Genomic DNA, 15,919 nt, shown 5'->3' on the forward strand with positions numbered 1-15,919 from the left:
GTTTTGTTTTATTTGTACATAATGTCCGTTCGCAGCACATATTTCACACCTGCGGTAAGCAATGAACCTTCATGCCGCAACGGGTGATGAAATATCAGGGCGGTACCGGATTCCGGGCGGATAATTTCGCCGGAAGCAAAAATGGTTTCCTCGCCGGTATATGCTTCGTTCAGATAGATCATAAAAGTATACTGGCTGGCTTCAAACCTGTTCCGCTCAAAACTGCCGTCCTTGTGCATTTTGAAGCGTTGTCCGGGACTGTATTTATAGAACCGGAACAATTCATTTACACCGCAGGCGGTTCTGTTATCTTTTCCTTCCGGAGCAAAGTTTTTCAGCCGTTCCCAGATAAAGGTAGCATAAGCTACATCTTTATACAAGACCCGTTCATTATTTCGTACACCTTTTATCATCCGTTGTACGCCTCCGCCTCCGCCTACGTCTACAGTGGCTTCTTCGTAGCCCATTGCTTCACTTTTTTCTATAAGTCGGGCACATTCGGCTGTACTGAGAACGTTTTTAATGGTAAAAATTTCCGGGGTGTAAGTGATTTTCTCCATAACATCAGGTTTCAGTGGGAACATTGATCTGGAAACTATTTTTCTTCAGTTGTTTGTTGAACTTGTACAGTTCGGGATGCCGGTTCTTCAATCCTTCGCGTTTCAGGCCTGTATTAACCACATAGGCGGCGTCCAGTATTTTGCGGCGGAAGTTGCGCCGGTCAATGGTTGTTTGCAGGATACATTCATACAGTTCATGCAGCTCTGTGATGGTAAACAGTTCATCCAGTAATTCAAATCCTACCGGGTAATACTGGATCTTCGACCGGAGCCTTTGCAGCGCCTGTTTAAAAATATGTTTATGGTCGAAGCCCAGAGCAGGCATTTTCCTGACATTGAACCATTTTACATCATTGGCCATACTACCGGCCACCACGTCGAATTTAGCGGGGTTAATGAGAGCATAATATCCCACAGCTATTACCCGGCCACGCGGATCCCTGTCAGGTGCGTCAAAGGAATAGAGCTGTTCAAGGAATACTTCCTTCATGCCCAGCTTTGTTTGCAGGATGCGGGAACAGGTGTCCAGGAAGGTTTCTTCCATTTGCAGGAAGCCGCCCGGCAAGGTCCAGCAGTCTTTAAACGGCTCCTCCTTACGGTTCAGCAGCAATACCGATAAGGTATTGTTGTGGTATCCAAATACCACCAGGTCTACCGCCAGGGAGGGGTTCTTATACTCGTGGAAAGACTTCATACTCTGTTTGCGTCATTTTAACGTGAAGTAAAGATTTTTTAGGGAGATAACCTAAAAAGTGATTGGATTTTATCTGTAAACAAAAAGGCGGCGCCGAAGCACCGCCTTTTTTATTTGGACCCGGGATAGGAATATTCCAGTCATCTCATAACCTACAACTGTTACACTGTTAAAGTAACAAGATGCAAATATACATCCCGCGATCTATATAAAGTAGACCGCTATCCCGCAGGTTACCAGTATTTTATGGGTGATGAGCCAAAGTCACGATATCCTTTACTTCCAGCACCGGCTTCGAATAGCCATAAAGGGTAACATTGATCATGGCCTGCCCCACCTCCGCCAGCGTGGATACCCACTGTGGGAAAACGCGCCGGAAGAACGGATAGGCCCAGGTCATATACTTATAGTACTTCTGGCTATATCTCAGTCCATCGGTAGGTAACATAAAGCCCGGCCGGAACATATACGCCGCCTTGAACGGCTGCTTCAGCAGGTCATTTTCGGTTTTGCCCTTCACCCGCGCCCACATACTGCGGCCTTTCTCCGAGCTGTCGGTGCCTGCACCGGAAACATAACAGAAGGTCATATCTGAATTGAGGGCCGCCAGCGTTTTAGCCACTTCCATAGTAAGATCATAAGTGACCCGCTTATACCTGTCTTCCTTCATTCCTACGGAAGAAACGCCCAGGCAGAAGTAACAGGCATTATATCCATGCAGCTTTGTTGCCACGGGCAGCATATCATAGAAATTTTCATGAATGATTTCCTTCAGCTTGGGATGCTTTACGCCACAGGGTCTGCGGTTAATAACCAGCACCTCTTTTACATCCGGATGTTGTAAACATTCATGCAGCACCCCTTCTCCTACCATACCGGTACTTCCTGTAATAATGGCTCTTATCTCCATAGGAACAATTTAAATTTCAGATATCCCGAAATTTAGATCTTTCCTATGACTTTAAATAAAATATTCAAAACGCATTCTCATCTCCCTTAATCGTATTCCTGATCGTTAAAAATATAATACGCAGATCGAGATATACCGACCAGTTTTCCATGTACCAGATATCATGTTCGATCCTTCTGCGCAGATGTGATTCTTCCGTAATTTCCCCACGCAACCCGCATACCTGCGCCCAGCCTGTAATACCGGGTTTCAGAAAATGGCGGATCATGTACTGCTGGATCACCCGCGAAAATTCCTCGGTATGACGAAGCATATGTGGACGGGGCCCCACAATAGACATATCGCCCATAAATACATTCAGGAACTGCGGCATTTCATCTAGGTTGGTTTTACGCAGGATACGCCCGATTCTCGTGAACCGGCTATCATGCCGCGTAGCCTGCTTCGCATTCGCCTCATTATTTACATACATACTCCGCAGTTTCAAACAGGGGAAATTCAGGTTATTACGGCCTGTACGGTATTGAATAAAAAACACCGGCCCCCTGGACTCCAGCTTGATCAGCAGCGCCAGCAAAGGAATCAGCCAGGTGAGTATAAAAACAATCACAAGACTGCTGAAGATAATATCAAACACCCGCTTACGGATGCGGTTGGCAATATCATCCAATGGTTCAGAACGCAATGAGATGATAGGAATATTATTGAAGTAATCCACAAAGATCTGCCTGTTCACAAACAACTTGAAATCGGGCACAAAGCGGAAGTGAATCAGGTTCAGCTCTGCTTCCCTCGCCAAAGTGTACAGGTAAGGAAATTTTTCGGGAGATAACGTAGAATATATTTCACGGATATTATTAGACTGTGCATAGGGCACACAGGCTTCCAGGTTACCGATCACCGGGTAATAAGATAACTCATGCACGTTACTGGATTCTTCAAAATAACCTTCAAACTTGAGGTTGCTGTTATCTCCTATCAACTGATCCGCCAGTTGTTTGGAAAGATCATTATACCCGAGGATCACCACTTTCTTTTCCACTCCGTTGCGATGCAGGATATGCCGGGTAACCTTGTAGAAAACCCAGCGGCCCAGCAATACCATGCAGAGGAAGCTGGAACAATAACTCAAAATAAACAACCGGGAATATAATTGCTTGGTGAGAAACAATGATAACAACAATAACAACAGGTACAGCAATATGCTCTGTATTGTTTTGCGGGCAATACGGTCAAACGATAATTGCTGACTGAGGAAGTAAATACCGGTAGTGTACAAAGCCACCAGCCAGGAGAGATTTGATACTACGAGAAAAATATCCACGTTAATATCCTGCATACGGTCGTACCGCTGCAACCAGGAGCTGGTTAAAAAAAACAATACGTTCAGCCAGATAAAATCCAGCACAATCAACTGGATACTGCAAATTTTGAGATACCGGTTCAGCATAAAATAGAATATGGTTGATCAATAAAAGAAAGCGCTACGCCACCTGTTCTTTAAAGCGCGTCATCACTCCTGAAATAGAAAGGTGACTGGCTGCAAATTCACGGGCATTCCTTGCAATGTCGGCGGTATTTTCCCATACCGCCCTGCCTATACCCGTTTGCAGCGCCTCCTGGTTTTCCGCATCCACGAGGATTCCCATCTGATGCCGGCTTACCAGCTCATGCAGGCCCGTGCCTTCATTGGCGGTAATCAGCGCTATACCGCCCACCGCGAGTATAGTGGTTAACTTAGATGGCATCACCAGATCGCTGGCATGTGATTTTTGTATAACCAGGTGTACGTCTGCCATGTTTAAAAAGTTATTAAACTGCGCGAGGGGTTGCAATGGAAAGAAGATCGTGTTCTTTAACTGCAGTTGCGATGCAACCTGTTCCAGCTTTGCTTTATAAGGTCCGGAACCACAGATCAGGAACTTCATTTCTTCGCGGTGCTGCCAGGATGCAGCGGCATGCAACAAGGCTTCCAGTCCCTGCTTTTCACCGATGGCGCCGGAATACAATATAATTTTATCGGTAGGCAGAAATCCAAAAGACTGTTTTAATATAGCCTTATCCGTTAGGGGATGAAATTGTGTTACATCCACCCAGTTAGGAAAATAAAACACTTCCCTGCCAGCCTTGTCACTTATTTTACGGATCATCCCGTCGGCTATACTGCTTACGTGATCTGCCTGCCGGAGAATCATCTTCTCCAGTTTCAGCAGCGCATTGATAAGCCGTGGCGAGCGGATCATCTGCAGGTCGCGCGCGGCTTCTATCTGCAAATCCTGTACATGATACACGAAGCTGGCACCCCGCAACTTTTTATAGAGAACGGCCAGCAACCCGAGATGAAAGGGCGGCGCTACCGTAATCACAATATCATATTTCTTTTTCCACACCAGTTGCATCACTTTGACAAATGCGGCCGCTGCAAAAGAAAAGTCCTGTAACATTCTCTTCTTGCCGGAAGGTTCTGCAGGTACATACTGCGGGCAGCGGTATACCGTTAGTTTTCCTTTTCCCTGCGGAAGTACTTCTTTTTTAAACCAGTTCTTTGACCGTTCATAGGGCGATTGCACCTGCCATTGCGGGTAATAAGGATAGGTAGTTATTACCGTGCAGTCGTACCCGTTATCTGCCAGCCAACTGATCATTTCTCCATTATACTTTCCTATTCCCGTTGGCTCGGGTGAAAAATTGCCGCCTATCAGTAATATTCGTTTACCCATATACGTTGTATTTAAATATTATTGCCGCCAACTCCATAACACCCCCATCATAAACCCCACGTTATCGGAGAGCTGCCCCTGATCCACTGCTATGGATGCTTTCAGGGCAAGTCCTTTCGACGACAGCTGGTACTGAAACTCCTGCAACGTATACCATTGCCGCTTCATTGGCTTAAATAGGGCGGTATTGGTGTAAGTGCCATAATTTTGTGTGTAGGTGATTAATGTTCTGCCGGTAATTTTTTTCGGGAGATGATAAAGCGCACCGATATGCACTCCCATTACACGGTTATTAATAATATTCCCTCCCTTTGCCCTCAGTGAATCTTTATGATCATTCCAGTTGAACGGCTTCATGCTGGGGAAGTAATGCTGTCCGCGATCCCGGTCAATAAACAACGGAGTGCCGATCACACGTTCGTGATAATCCCAGCCGGTAAGATATACGCCGTTGTTATAGTAACTTTCGCGTTGATGCAACGGGAAGAAATCGTTCATTTGTTTGGTATACAGCACCTCTGCTGTGATCTTCTCCAGCCAGCTGCCAGCTTGTTTGTTGGTATACACAATGCCCAGGAGCCGGTCGATGTTCCGGATATCGATACCCTGCCCCGATTCAAAAGGGGTTTGGTTATACAGGCGAATCGACAACTGATCATTTTCCCATTCAATACCTCCTTCTATAATGCCGCGGTGGTCGCCGGGGCGATTAGGCTGTATCTCTGAAGTACCAACGGTACCATCATCTTTTGTTTTTACCAGCAGCACATCCATAAACCCCTGCCAGTCGGCAGTAATCTTTGGCAGGTCTTTCCGGTTACCACCCCATACCGCATAGTGCTGTATACCACCAAATACCTTTAGTTTTCTTTTGCCTATGCGGAGATAGAAATTTTTCTCATGCAACCAGGCATCCTTGATGTATTGGTCCTTTCCCATCCAGCCGTGACTGATGAGTCCTTTAAACTGCACCCAGCCATTGGTGTAGGGAATATCGGTGTACTGCGTTACCGCGATGCCTACTTTCGGTATGGGGAGCGCATTACCGCTGATCCCCATAGAGCCGCTGCTCAGGTCTTTGTCTGTTTCCCCGATGATTTCTTCATACCGCCCGGCCCTGATTTCCCACTGTTTATAACCGGCTTTTACATATCCCTGTTCTATAAATGTTTGATGGAACTGATCATTGTTGTACACATCCAGCCCGTACCTCACATAAAAATCCTCTTTCCATACGTGCCCGTTGCTAAAACCCACATGTGTAGATACATCGCCTTTACGATCGCTGATGGTACCAAAGTGATTGGCCATGAGCCAGAGCGGCTGGTAGTCTTTTGAAGCAATGGTTCCTACTGCGCCCGCATGCACTTCCAGCGAATCTGCAAAGTGAACCTGCGCCCACGCAGTGGCTGGCCCTATCATTAACGCGATATATAAGCCCCATTTCTTCATATAGCCGCCGTATTTAGTATGGTAACCGTATGCCCTTTCATTTCCCTTTTACGTACTGCCACCGCCGGGTTGCCGGAGTAGATCAGCCAGGGCTCCATCTCTTTTGAAACCACGCTGTTTACTGTAAGCACGGCATGGCTACCGCAGGTAACACCTGCACACACTACTGCCATAGCGCCTATCCAGGCGCCATTCTCAATGTGGATAGGACCAAGCCGGTAAGGAAAATCAGGTTGTTTATAGTCGTGGTTGCCGGTCAACAGCAGGGCGCCCTGTGAAAGGCAAACATGATCTCCCAGCGTTACCGCCGCCAGGTTATCAATCCATACCGACTCTCCTATCCAGCAATGATCGCCGATAGTCAGCAGCCACGGATATTTGATCCGCACCTTTGTTTTTATGACGAGGCCCTTGCCCACACGGGCGCCAAACAGCTTCAGCAGCTTGCTTTTGAGGCCATATGGCCAGGGGAAAGCGCTGTTGAAAATGTAATAATTACAGAAGTACCATAACAGCACTTTCCACTTAGGGCCGGCATAATAACTGCCTGTATTAAATGCAGCAAGATTAGTGGTCATGTGATATCAGATATGAATGTTATAATCCTGTTTCAGTAACGCCATAATATCTTCCCTGCTTTCGTTTCCATCGAGCTTTTGCTGAAATTCCTGCACATTAACGTCTACGAGTAAACGATACCAGTACCCTTGCATGAAATGGAAGAGGAACCCCTTATAACCATCCAGAAAGCCGTAACGCACTACATAGCGGAACAGGAAATACAGCGAAGCGCGCATTCCCGGCGACATGGAGGCGTATACCTTCTCCTTCAGGAACCGTTTCCGTTTGGCCTGTGTTCCGCTTTCGCGCAGCAACCTTTCGTCAGTTTGCCAGAAGCCATAGCGGATATTCAGCAGGTCCACCATTTCACGGATGGCGTAGTTATTATGTTTGTTTACCCACCAGTGAATGGAATTCAGGTTATCGTCTACAATATGTTCTTTAAACAGCATCGTAGCGCCGTCGGACAATACAATATGTTCATCCATCCAGCGCTGTTCGATGCTGCCTACCCCATTGCGCCATATCCGCAAGAGGGTATGCGGGTAGAAACCGCCGAAGCGGATCCATTTACCTTTGAATAACACCTTCCGGCGTATATATATGCCCGTTATACCGGCTGGCACTTTGTCTATCCGCTGGCGGATTTCCTTTACCAATCCGGGTTCCAGGTATTCATCTGCATCCATGCGCATCACCCAGGGTGTTTCAATTCCGCAATGATCCAATGCCCATTGAAACTGATTGGCATAATTGACCCATTTGCGCTGAAAAACCTTTGCGCCGAATCTCTCCGCTATCGCTACGGTATCATCTGTTGAAAAAGCATCTATTACGTACAGCTCATCCGTTATTTGCCGGAGATTCTCCAGGCAGCGTGCCAGGTGCAACGATTCATTAAATGTGAGTATTACTACCGCGATCTTCATCTAGCTACATTTTTCATACAGTTCTACATAAGACGACGCCAGCGTGGCATCATTGAAATCATTACGGATCTGCAAAGGGGCAGACCGTGTAATCCTTTGCCGTTGTCCCTTTTCCTGGTAAGCAGCAGTGAGCTGCGCGGTGATCGTCTCCACACTATCAATCCCCGTAATCCAGCCCAGGTCATGCTGCTGCACATACGTTGCCAGTCCTACCTGGTCGCTGATCAGCACCGGCGTGCCCGCATACAGCGATTCAATCACTACAATGGCAAAGTTTTCGTTACGGGAGGTAAGCGCAAAAAGGTCGGTGGCAGCGAGGAAATGAAATTTATCCTCACTGCCTTTCCAACCTACCCATTCGACGCTATTATCCATATCGAGCGACGCAATTAAATCTTTTAATTCAGCTACATACTGTGCATCACCGCTCCCCGCGATCTGTAACCGGTAAGGGAACGTAACCTTTGCCAATGCACGGATCAGCAGGTCCAGTCCCTTCTTGGGATCTACCCGTGAAAGAAAACTGATGGTAAATACTTCGTTCTCTGTCCGCACAAAACTTCCTTCCGGTAAATCCACCAGGTTAAATACCTGTCCGCCTTCCCAGTGGGTATTCACCTGCCGGCATTCTTTCCACTCCAGCTCTGACGATACATGCAGGTAAGTGTTCTTTAATAAACGTTTACCCATCACCGTGTGCAGCAGCTTTTTCTTCCGGTTGTTCCGCGCCGTCAGTACGTAGTCGCAGAACATGCCATGCGGCGATAGCAATGGCTTCAGCTTTTTCCATTTACAGATAAAGGAAGCGCCCATCACCAGGAAATTCCACCAGGAGTGGATATGTACTTTATCAAATTGTTTTGCATTAGACCAAACTGCTTTCCACAACGCCGGCGACACATGCGTATGATCACCGGTGATCCTTTTGAAATAGGTTACTTTCACCCCGTCCATGATCACCGTGGTATTAGCCGCTATATCCAGTTCCTTCGCACCGTTGGCAGTGGTAGTATACACTTCCACCTGGTGCCCCATTAACACCAACTGCTCCGCCAGCCGCGCTATTACTACAATAGGGCCTCCGTACACGTAGGCCGGTTTGTAGGAAGGAACAATAAAAAGTATCTTCATAAACAAGGGTTATTTATTCATTGAATCCAGTGAGTGAAAAGCATTATCCACCATCGCCGTCATGGTAAGGTTTTCTCCCACAAACTGTTTGGCATGTTGGCCCAGCCTGTTAATCTCTTCATCCGACAATTGATCCAGCACATACAGACATTCCTCCATGCTATCGAAGATCAAACCGTTGTAGCCATCCCTGATATAGCTGTATTCTACGCATTGCAATACTTCCTCGCTGCGTTTAAAAGTACATACCGGTTTACCATAGGCCATTGCTTCTACCGCTGAAAGGCCCACCCATCCTGGTTGAAAGTACAGATCCGCGATGCCAAACAACTCATGCTTGATGGTAGGATCATATACTGCCCCGAAGTCGTGCACATGTGGATAACTGCTGAAGTCCGGCTTATATTTACCTGCGCCGATAATAATAAATCCGTACTGTTCCGGATCGGTTTCCTGCATCAGCTTCTCCAGCAGATCAATACGACGGCCGGTTTCATTAAAGCGGGCGCAGTAGATCAATATGCGTTTTGAACGGATATTATACTTCTCCCGCAACGCTGCTTTATCGGGCACCTCCCGTTGCATGATCTTCTCCACTTCAGAAATAGTATTGTTTAAAGCCACTGCTTTTAAACCCGGCATTTCCTGTTGCCAGAGCGCCATTTCCTTTGGCGTGTAAAACCAGGTAGCATCGGCCAGTTGGATCATCCATTTCAATAAGCGGCTGGGCCGTTGCTCTTCCTGTACATATCTTTTCACTGAAATACCGTGTCCCCAGAGAATAACCTTTTGTTTCAGCAAAGGCTTCAGCAGCAGGATCATCCAGGTAGACAAATGCGCGAAATTGAGCATCAGCACCAGCACCTTATAATCTTTACTAAAAAAGCGCAACGGATTATATAACACAAACGGGCCTACGCTCCAGGCAGGTAATTGCTTCACCGTAGTATTGCCGGCCGACAGGTTCTGCTGCTTAATAGCATCCGCCTGATCATAACAATACAGATCGAAAGGCGCCTGCTCATTAAGCCGGTTAAAAAAATGCTCGCGGTAATGCGGTACCAGTGGCTGCAGAATGGCAATCATACCAATACATTTTTATGTGCATGAATAATACTGCTCACATCATAACCATAAATCATGCGGCGGCCTTCATGGATGGAATCAAAAGCCACCACATTACCATCGCGCTTCCAGCGTGGGTGCAAATCACAATGCAGGCCGCTGCGTGTAAAAGCCATCTGCTCCAGCGAAAAGGCTTTTAACACGCCTTCTTCCACGCCAGCCAGTAAAGGGTGTGCCAGTTGCAGGTCAGGTTTATCATCAATCATACGGTAAGTACCCAACGTAACTTTCTGTTGCGTGCTGTACTGGAAAAGAAACAGTGTACGGATCCCCTGCTGGTTGGGATAGGTATCACAAATCATCCAGTCGCGGTCTGCAGGGCAAAACATCGGATGCCCGTCTTCTGTAATAATATCCTTCGCCAGCATCGCCGGCGCCCCGTTATCCACATCTTCCAGTAACAACCAGTTGAAGGGTGCTACTGCTTTGGCTCCTTTCTCTTTTGTATATAATAATTTCTTCAGTACTTTCTTTCCTCCGGAAATCAACCCGGAAGGCATCATCTTATACAACAACGAGCCACGCAGTTTTTCGATATTACTGCCTGTTCTGCCCCAGATAGCAATGTGGGAATCATCTTTCCAGTCGAAATGACTGAGGAAACCAGTTGCCAGGCATTTCAGGTCGCTGCCGTCCACACCAATGGTCATAAGCCGTGTAGTTTCGCCACCGTCTTTCAACTTATAGCGATGCAGGAATGCCAATCGTTGCTGCGAAGGGTTCAGCAGCAGATGCGTGATATAATGATGCTGCCCCAGGGCAGGATTCATTTTATAATTGGCAGCAGCGGCGATAGACAGCAGCATTGTCTGCTCACCGGTGTATACATTATGTTTCACAATGCCGGATGTATCGGGCACGTGAACGTGTGCATACTTATCCGTAAGCCCTGTGTATCCATATCCTCCTACACGGAACAGCCGTGCATAGTCGATGCCAAAGGCGACGCCTTCGTCTGTAATCACATGGGCGGGCTGATGCAATACGCTCACACATTTACCGGCGTTTGTATCATATATCCGAGAACCCCAAACATCATCAACACGATCATTTACAATAAAAGTATCTGTATCGCCGATCCATTGCTGGCGGGCGCCCTGCGGGTAGTTGTAAGCATAGGTATCTCCCATCCGGCGGAATTGCTGCGCTGCATCGAAATAGCCGATGCCGCAGGGAATACGCGGGTCCGGTGGAACGGTGATATCCGGTGTTTGTAATGCGAGCAATTTATCACCTGCAGCATTCCAAGCTACCAGATCATGAAAACCAAAAAAGAAATGTCCTGTTCCTGCTGATAAAATAAATTCCTGCTGCATATGTTAATGTGTTGTGATGAAAGATGATTTATCCATGCACTTTTCTTTTCTCAACAAAAAAGTCTGATCATGAATTTTATTATCGATACGCCTGATCACATCTTCTTCAGATAAATAAAAACCATTCACCGCCTGCAGCGTTTTCAGCAGGTCTGTTTTTACGATATCCCTGGCCATAAACTCCGCGCTGATACGGTTGCCGGAGAGTGTTTTAATTTTCTGATGAAGAAATGACTTGCGGTAAAGCTTCACGGGTGTAGCATTGATATTATACAGATGAATGGCCGCCTGCCAGTCCATCCATTTAAATTCTGCCACGCCGCTGCCTTCTGTATGCGGGGTAGACAATATAAAGCGATGCCAGGGCACGCGTAGCGCATCGGCGAGGATAGCGCCGTGCATGGCTTCTGCAATCACATATTCCGATGCAGCGATTTCCTGTAAGGTATGCTCCACACCTTTTTCAGACCGCGGTGAGATATAATTATAGCCCAGTTTACTACAGAGCGCTTCCCAATCGAAAAACGGCACCGACTTAAAATAAGGGATCACGCTCACCTTATACTTTTTTTTCACCTTCAGGAATTTATCGAACTCCGGCAGCTGGCGGATGGCATAAGCAGCATCTGCGATATACGGGAACTGGTTATTAAACGCATAGGCAGATAATGGCCCACGCAGGAAGCGGATATCCCAGCTGCTGTTGAGACTGAAGGTTTGATGAGAGGGCCTTACACCCGTGCCGAATACGATCTTGCATTTGTCCGGTATATCCCTGAATAACGGGGAGCCATCGAACAGGATGGAGCCAATGCCCAGGAACGCTTCCGGGTCATTGATGTTGCCTTCGCCAAATAACTTGGGCCAGAGCCAACCGTTCAGGTCATCACCAAAATTGCCTTTGGGATCTTTATAATACACATAGTTCACGTTGTAGTCATTTACAGGTTAGCAATACGTAATACTTTTACTGCATCGTTACTGTTGATCCATGCTGTAAAATCAACTGCCCGTCGTTCCCAGCTGTGGGCTTCGCTGTTCACCGTTGCCGGCGCCAGTCTGCCGTTGGCCAGTTTACTGATCAATACTGCCAGCGATGCCGGCGCATTGTTATTGAAATAATATCCCTGTTGTCCGAATATTTCCAGTGGCTCGCCAATAGCGCAGGTAAACACCGGCTTTTCAAATGGCAGGTACATATAAATTTTGCTGGGGCAACGTGCCCAGTCCTGCACGGTATCATTCAGCGGGGAAATAAACGCATCAGCAGCAGTAAACCAGGAGCTGAGATCTTCTTCCGGTGCATAGCCCAGGAATTCTACCTGTGCGTCGAGCTGTTTTTCTTTCACAAAAGCTTTTGCTTCTGCCATATGTCTTCCCTGACCCAACAGCATTAACACCACATCACTTCTTTCCTTACTCACCATTTCCATCGCCTGTAACATGGTAAAGAGGCCATAGTTGCGGGTAAGCGTACCCATATAGATCAACATGGTTTTACCTGCATAAGCATCCTGCAATTCTTTCAGACGGATACGGGGCGACGCTATTACATCGTTGTTGAATGCGTAAGGCGAGTATAACACGGGCAACTGCTTGCGGAACAACTGAGCCGCTCTTTTCGTATATACGTTACAGAGATACTTACTGGCACACAGCAATCCATCTGCATACAACACCGACCAATATTCCAACGCCAGCATAGCTAACTTGCGGATGCCTTTATTATCTGGGATTCCGGAGGGTAGCTCCGAATGTTCGATGAGTATTTTCGGTTTTACGTTCAGTTTACTTTTGGAAATACGGTTACGGAAACTAAAGGAACAGAACAGCACATAGTCGGGCGCAATCTGGTTTACCAGATCCGTTTTAACCTTTACTTCTTCTCCTGCGGAGCCAGGCTGATAATAGTATACCTTCACTGCTTCGCTGCACTCCATCGCTATGCGTTTGCGGTTTTCTTCACTGTCCTGTGCAATGATGGATACCTCCCAGCCGAGCGACAGCAACGGTCCGGCCATGCCTATGGCCCGTTTCATGGTGGCAATGAATTTAATATCCCCTAGTGTAATGAAGCATATTTTCATAGCTGATGTTTTTTACCGTTTATATTTTCCCTTCGGGAGATAGCATATCAATCGTTTCATTTGTTTGTACCGCTACTTCCCCGGTGCTGGCTTCTTCCATAAAATCATAATACGCGCGTAACAACACTGCGCCAATAGCGGGTATATTAAATCTCAGTTGCTGGATGGGAGAGAAAAGAAAGGTCCATATCACCCCAATCGTCATGAGTACCAATACCGGGTACAAGGCCGTATCTGCTGCATTCCGGATGAGATAGAAACCCATTCTCAGCAGGAAGATGAATATGAGCAATACTGCAATAAATCCACCCAGTCCGCAGTTTACCCAGGCGCCCAGCAGGATCGAGTGACTGGGGATCAGGTGATCTGTTGAAGTAGCCAGTTGTTCATTCATCTCTTCATTCTGGTACAACAACAGGATCCGGTAATATTGCAGGTTATCATCTTTTGCCCAGGAACCATGACCAAACAACGGCGCATCGGCAATAGCGGCCATAGCAGCAAAGGTTTCGCCCCTGCCTGTCATGAGCAGTGATAACGGATTGTAAGGATTATCAAGCCGGTCTATTTGTTCGGAAGCATGATCCCCGCCTATTTCATGATTCATGACGGCATTTACATAACATACATAGGCAAACTGGAACAGGATAGCGCCTGCAATACCAAATACCAGCAACCGGTCGCGGGTGAGGTACATGCCACTGTTAAAGCAGTAGATGATGATAGCACCGAGGAAAAAGACCATGCCTGTTGAGCGCGAGTCGCGGGCAAAACACAACAGGCTATAGCCTAATAGCAGCGCCAGCACTGCTTTCCATTGTCCCCTGCGATATAATAGGAAAGAACAGATATAAACAGCATACGACAGGATAGGTACCATTTTAAATTTGAAGTACGACATATCCGTGTCTGCATTATCATCTGTCCAGACAATATTTTTTATAAGGGTCATGCAAAGGAAGAAGAAAATTGCCTGGTCATCTTCCAAAGTTTTAAACAGAAAAATAAAAGAGAGGATAGACATAATAATAGCCGCCCAACCCCGCATAAAATTTTCTGATGAACTATGTACAACAAACAGATCTGTAATAGCCTGGAATACAAAAAGCGCTACCAATGCAAAAATGATCTTGCGGAACATGGGATATACTTTAAAATCCCGCAGGTCAAATACAAAGGGAGTAGACAGCAGCACCATGATCTCATTGAGCTTCAACTGGCCTACCAGTGCTACATTTACGCCACTCAGCAAAGTGTACATGGCTATTTTGACCCGGTTAAACATAGGCAGGCATTTTACCGCGTACCGCGTAGTGAACAATTTGCTGCAGTCGTTCCCGGTTTACATCCAGGCTGTATTCCTGTAAAAAATCTTCGCGTAACCTGGCGCCTTTATCTGTTTCCGGATCAAACGCCAGTAAGGATTGTTTAAAGGCGGCCGGTTCATCAGACACAATAAAGTGATGGCTCTTCACACCTTCCACACCCTTACGGGTGCTGATAATTGGTGTGCTGAGCGCCATTGCTTCCAGGCATTTCAGGCGGGTACCACTGCCATGCACCAACGGAATAATTACGGCGCTGGCTACGGAGATATACCATTTCACATCATCTACTTTTCCAAATGCCACAATATTGCGGTACTCTTCTTTACCGGTAATTTGTTTCAGCGCTTCCTTAGAACCTCTACCAACCAGCCATAGATCATACTTTCCGGCCAGGTCATCATCCCACACATTTTCTATAAACCATTTAAGGCCGGCGAAATTCATATATACGCCAAAGTTAGCCGTCATCACCAACACACGCTGTTGCTTCTTGCCGGTGAAGTGATAGTCTTTTGCATCCAGGAAATTGGGAACGGTAAATACTTTCTGTTTAGGCAGGAACCGTGTATGATAGGCATTATCATCTTCACTCACTACCAGCACAGCAGCAGCCTTATTAAAGTACATGCGTTCATGCAGCTTCTCCATGCTGAACAGCTGCCACTTGCGCAGCTTATCCACAATGCTTTTTGAAGGCAGCTGCCACGTGATCATGGGCTGTGCGTTGTGAGTACCCAGGATAACAGGGATCTGTTTCTGTTGGAAATAAGAAATATAATGACCTACATAGCCATAGTCCAGGATAGCCGCTGCCAAAGGATATTCCCGGCACACCTCTTCAAAGATATTCATCACGGTGGCGGATCGCTGGAAGTATTGTTTACCCGTAATACGGGTCAGCAGGTCAAAAGGTTTTGCTTCATAAGTATAAAAAGTAACGTTAGGGAGATGGTATTTTTGCAGGTCTACCTTCTCCACATTCCGTACCACGGCAATCACCTCATAGCCGAGCTGCGACAAAGCTTTGATCAGGTAGTAGCTCCTGATCCGTTCTCCCCCGTTTTGCGGGAAAGGAGAAATGTCTGTGAAGAAAAGAATGTTCATAT

At 46.8% G+C, this 15,919-nt stretch carries 15 protein-coding genes; all 15 read right to left on the reverse strand.

Annotated features, from left to right (window positions below):
* Positions 1–8 precede the first annotated feature (8 nt).
* A complete protein-coding gene (locus tag B5Z18_RS14870) occupies positions 9–560 on the reverse strand; it encodes a 2OG-Fe(II) oxygenase (protein ID WP_079470982.1) in 552 nt (183 codons plus the stop codon).
* A gap of 4 nt (positions 561–564) precedes the next feature.
* The gene (locus B5Z18_RS14875; protein ID WP_079470272.1) at positions 565–1,254 is read right to left on the reverse strand and encodes an NUDIX hydrolase; all 690 of its coding nucleotides are present in this window, start codon (positions 1,252–1,254) and stop codon (positions 565–567) included.
* 244 nt (positions 1,255–1,498) lie between these two features.
* Positions 1,499–2,164, reverse strand: coding sequence for a Rossmann-fold NAD(P)-binding domain-containing protein (locus B5Z18_RS14880; protein WP_079470273.1), 666 nt, complete (start codon positions 2,162–2,164; stop codon positions 1,499–1,501).
* Positions 2,165–2,228: 64 nt separating this feature from the next.
* Positions 2,229–3,614, reverse strand: coding sequence for an undecaprenyl-phosphate glucose phosphotransferase (locus tag B5Z18_RS14885; protein WP_079470274.1), 1,386 nt, complete (start codon positions 3,612–3,614; stop codon positions 2,229–2,231).
* A 34-nt stretch (positions 3,615–3,648) separates the two neighbouring features.
* Positions 3,649–4,884: a WcaI family glycosyltransferase gene (locus B5Z18_RS14890; RefSeq protein WP_079470275.1), complete on the reverse strand. Its 1,236-nt coding sequence runs from the start codon at positions 4,882–4,884 to the stop codon at positions 3,649–3,651.
* An 18-nt stretch (positions 4,885–4,902) separates the two neighbouring features.
* Positions 4,903–6,336, reverse strand: a complete 1,434-nt coding sequence (locus B5Z18_RS14895) for a capsule assembly Wzi family protein (protein ID WP_079470276.1) — start codon at positions 6,334–6,336, stop codon at positions 4,903–4,905.
* Positions 6,333–6,914, reverse strand: a complete 582-nt coding sequence (locus tag B5Z18_RS14900) for a WcaF family extracellular polysaccharide biosynthesis acetyltransferase (protein ID WP_079470277.1) — start codon at positions 6,912–6,914, stop codon at positions 6,333–6,335. The genes B5Z18_RS14895 and B5Z18_RS14900 overlap by 4 nt, the downstream gene beginning before the upstream one ends.
* A gap of 6 nt (positions 6,915–6,920) precedes the next feature.
* A complete protein-coding gene (locus B5Z18_RS14905) occupies positions 6,921–7,826 on the reverse strand; it encodes a glycosyltransferase family 2 protein (protein WP_079470278.1) in 906 nt (301 codons plus the stop codon).
* A complete protein-coding gene (locus tag B5Z18_RS14910; RefSeq protein ID WP_079470279.1) occupies positions 7,827–8,957 on the reverse strand; it encodes an XrtY-associated glycosyltransferase XYAG1 in 1,131 nt (376 codons plus the stop codon).
* Positions 8,958–8,966: 9 nt separating this feature from the next.
* The gene (locus B5Z18_RS14915; protein WP_079470280.1) at positions 8,967–10,043 is read right to left on the reverse strand and encodes a glycosyltransferase; all 1,077 of its coding nucleotides are present in this window, start codon (positions 10,041–10,043) and stop codon (positions 8,967–8,969) included.
* Complete coding sequence (locus tag B5Z18_RS14920) at positions 10,040–11,398, reverse strand: hypothetical protein (RefSeq protein WP_079470281.1); 1,359 nt, start codon at positions 11,396–11,398, stop codon at positions 10,040–10,042. The genes B5Z18_RS14915 and B5Z18_RS14920 overlap by 4 nt, the downstream gene beginning before the upstream one ends.
* Positions 11,399–11,401: 3 nt before the next feature.
* Positions 11,402–12,328 carry a polysaccharide pyruvyl transferase family protein gene (locus B5Z18_RS14925; protein WP_079470282.1) on the reverse strand — a complete coding sequence of 309 codons (927 nt, stop codon included), beginning with the start codon at positions 12,326–12,328 and terminating at the stop codon, positions 11,402–11,404.
* An 11-nt stretch (positions 12,329–12,339) separates the two neighbouring features.
* Positions 12,340–13,485, reverse strand: coding sequence for a glycosyltransferase family 4 protein (locus B5Z18_RS14930; RefSeq protein ID WP_079470283.1), 1,146 nt, complete (start codon positions 13,483–13,485; stop codon positions 12,340–12,342).
* A 19-nt stretch (positions 13,486–13,504) separates the two neighbouring features.
* Positions 13,505–14,770: a hypothetical protein gene (locus B5Z18_RS14935; RefSeq protein WP_079470284.1), complete on the reverse strand. Its 1,266-nt coding sequence runs from the start codon at positions 14,768–14,770 to the stop codon at positions 13,505–13,507.
* Positions 14,763–15,917: a glycosyltransferase family 4 protein gene (locus tag B5Z18_RS14940; protein ID WP_079470285.1), complete on the reverse strand. Its 1,155-nt coding sequence runs from the start codon at positions 15,915–15,917 to the stop codon at positions 14,763–14,765. Before B5Z18_RS14940 ends, B5Z18_RS14935 begins: the two co-directional genes overlap by 8 nt.
* Positions 15,918–15,919 lie beyond the last annotated feature (2 nt).

The organism is Chitinophaga ginsengisegetis (assembly GCF_900168065.1).
GTDB classification, from domain to species: Bacteria; Bacteroidota; Bacteroidia; order Chitinophagales; family Chitinophagaceae; genus Chitinophaga; species Chitinophaga ginsengisegetis.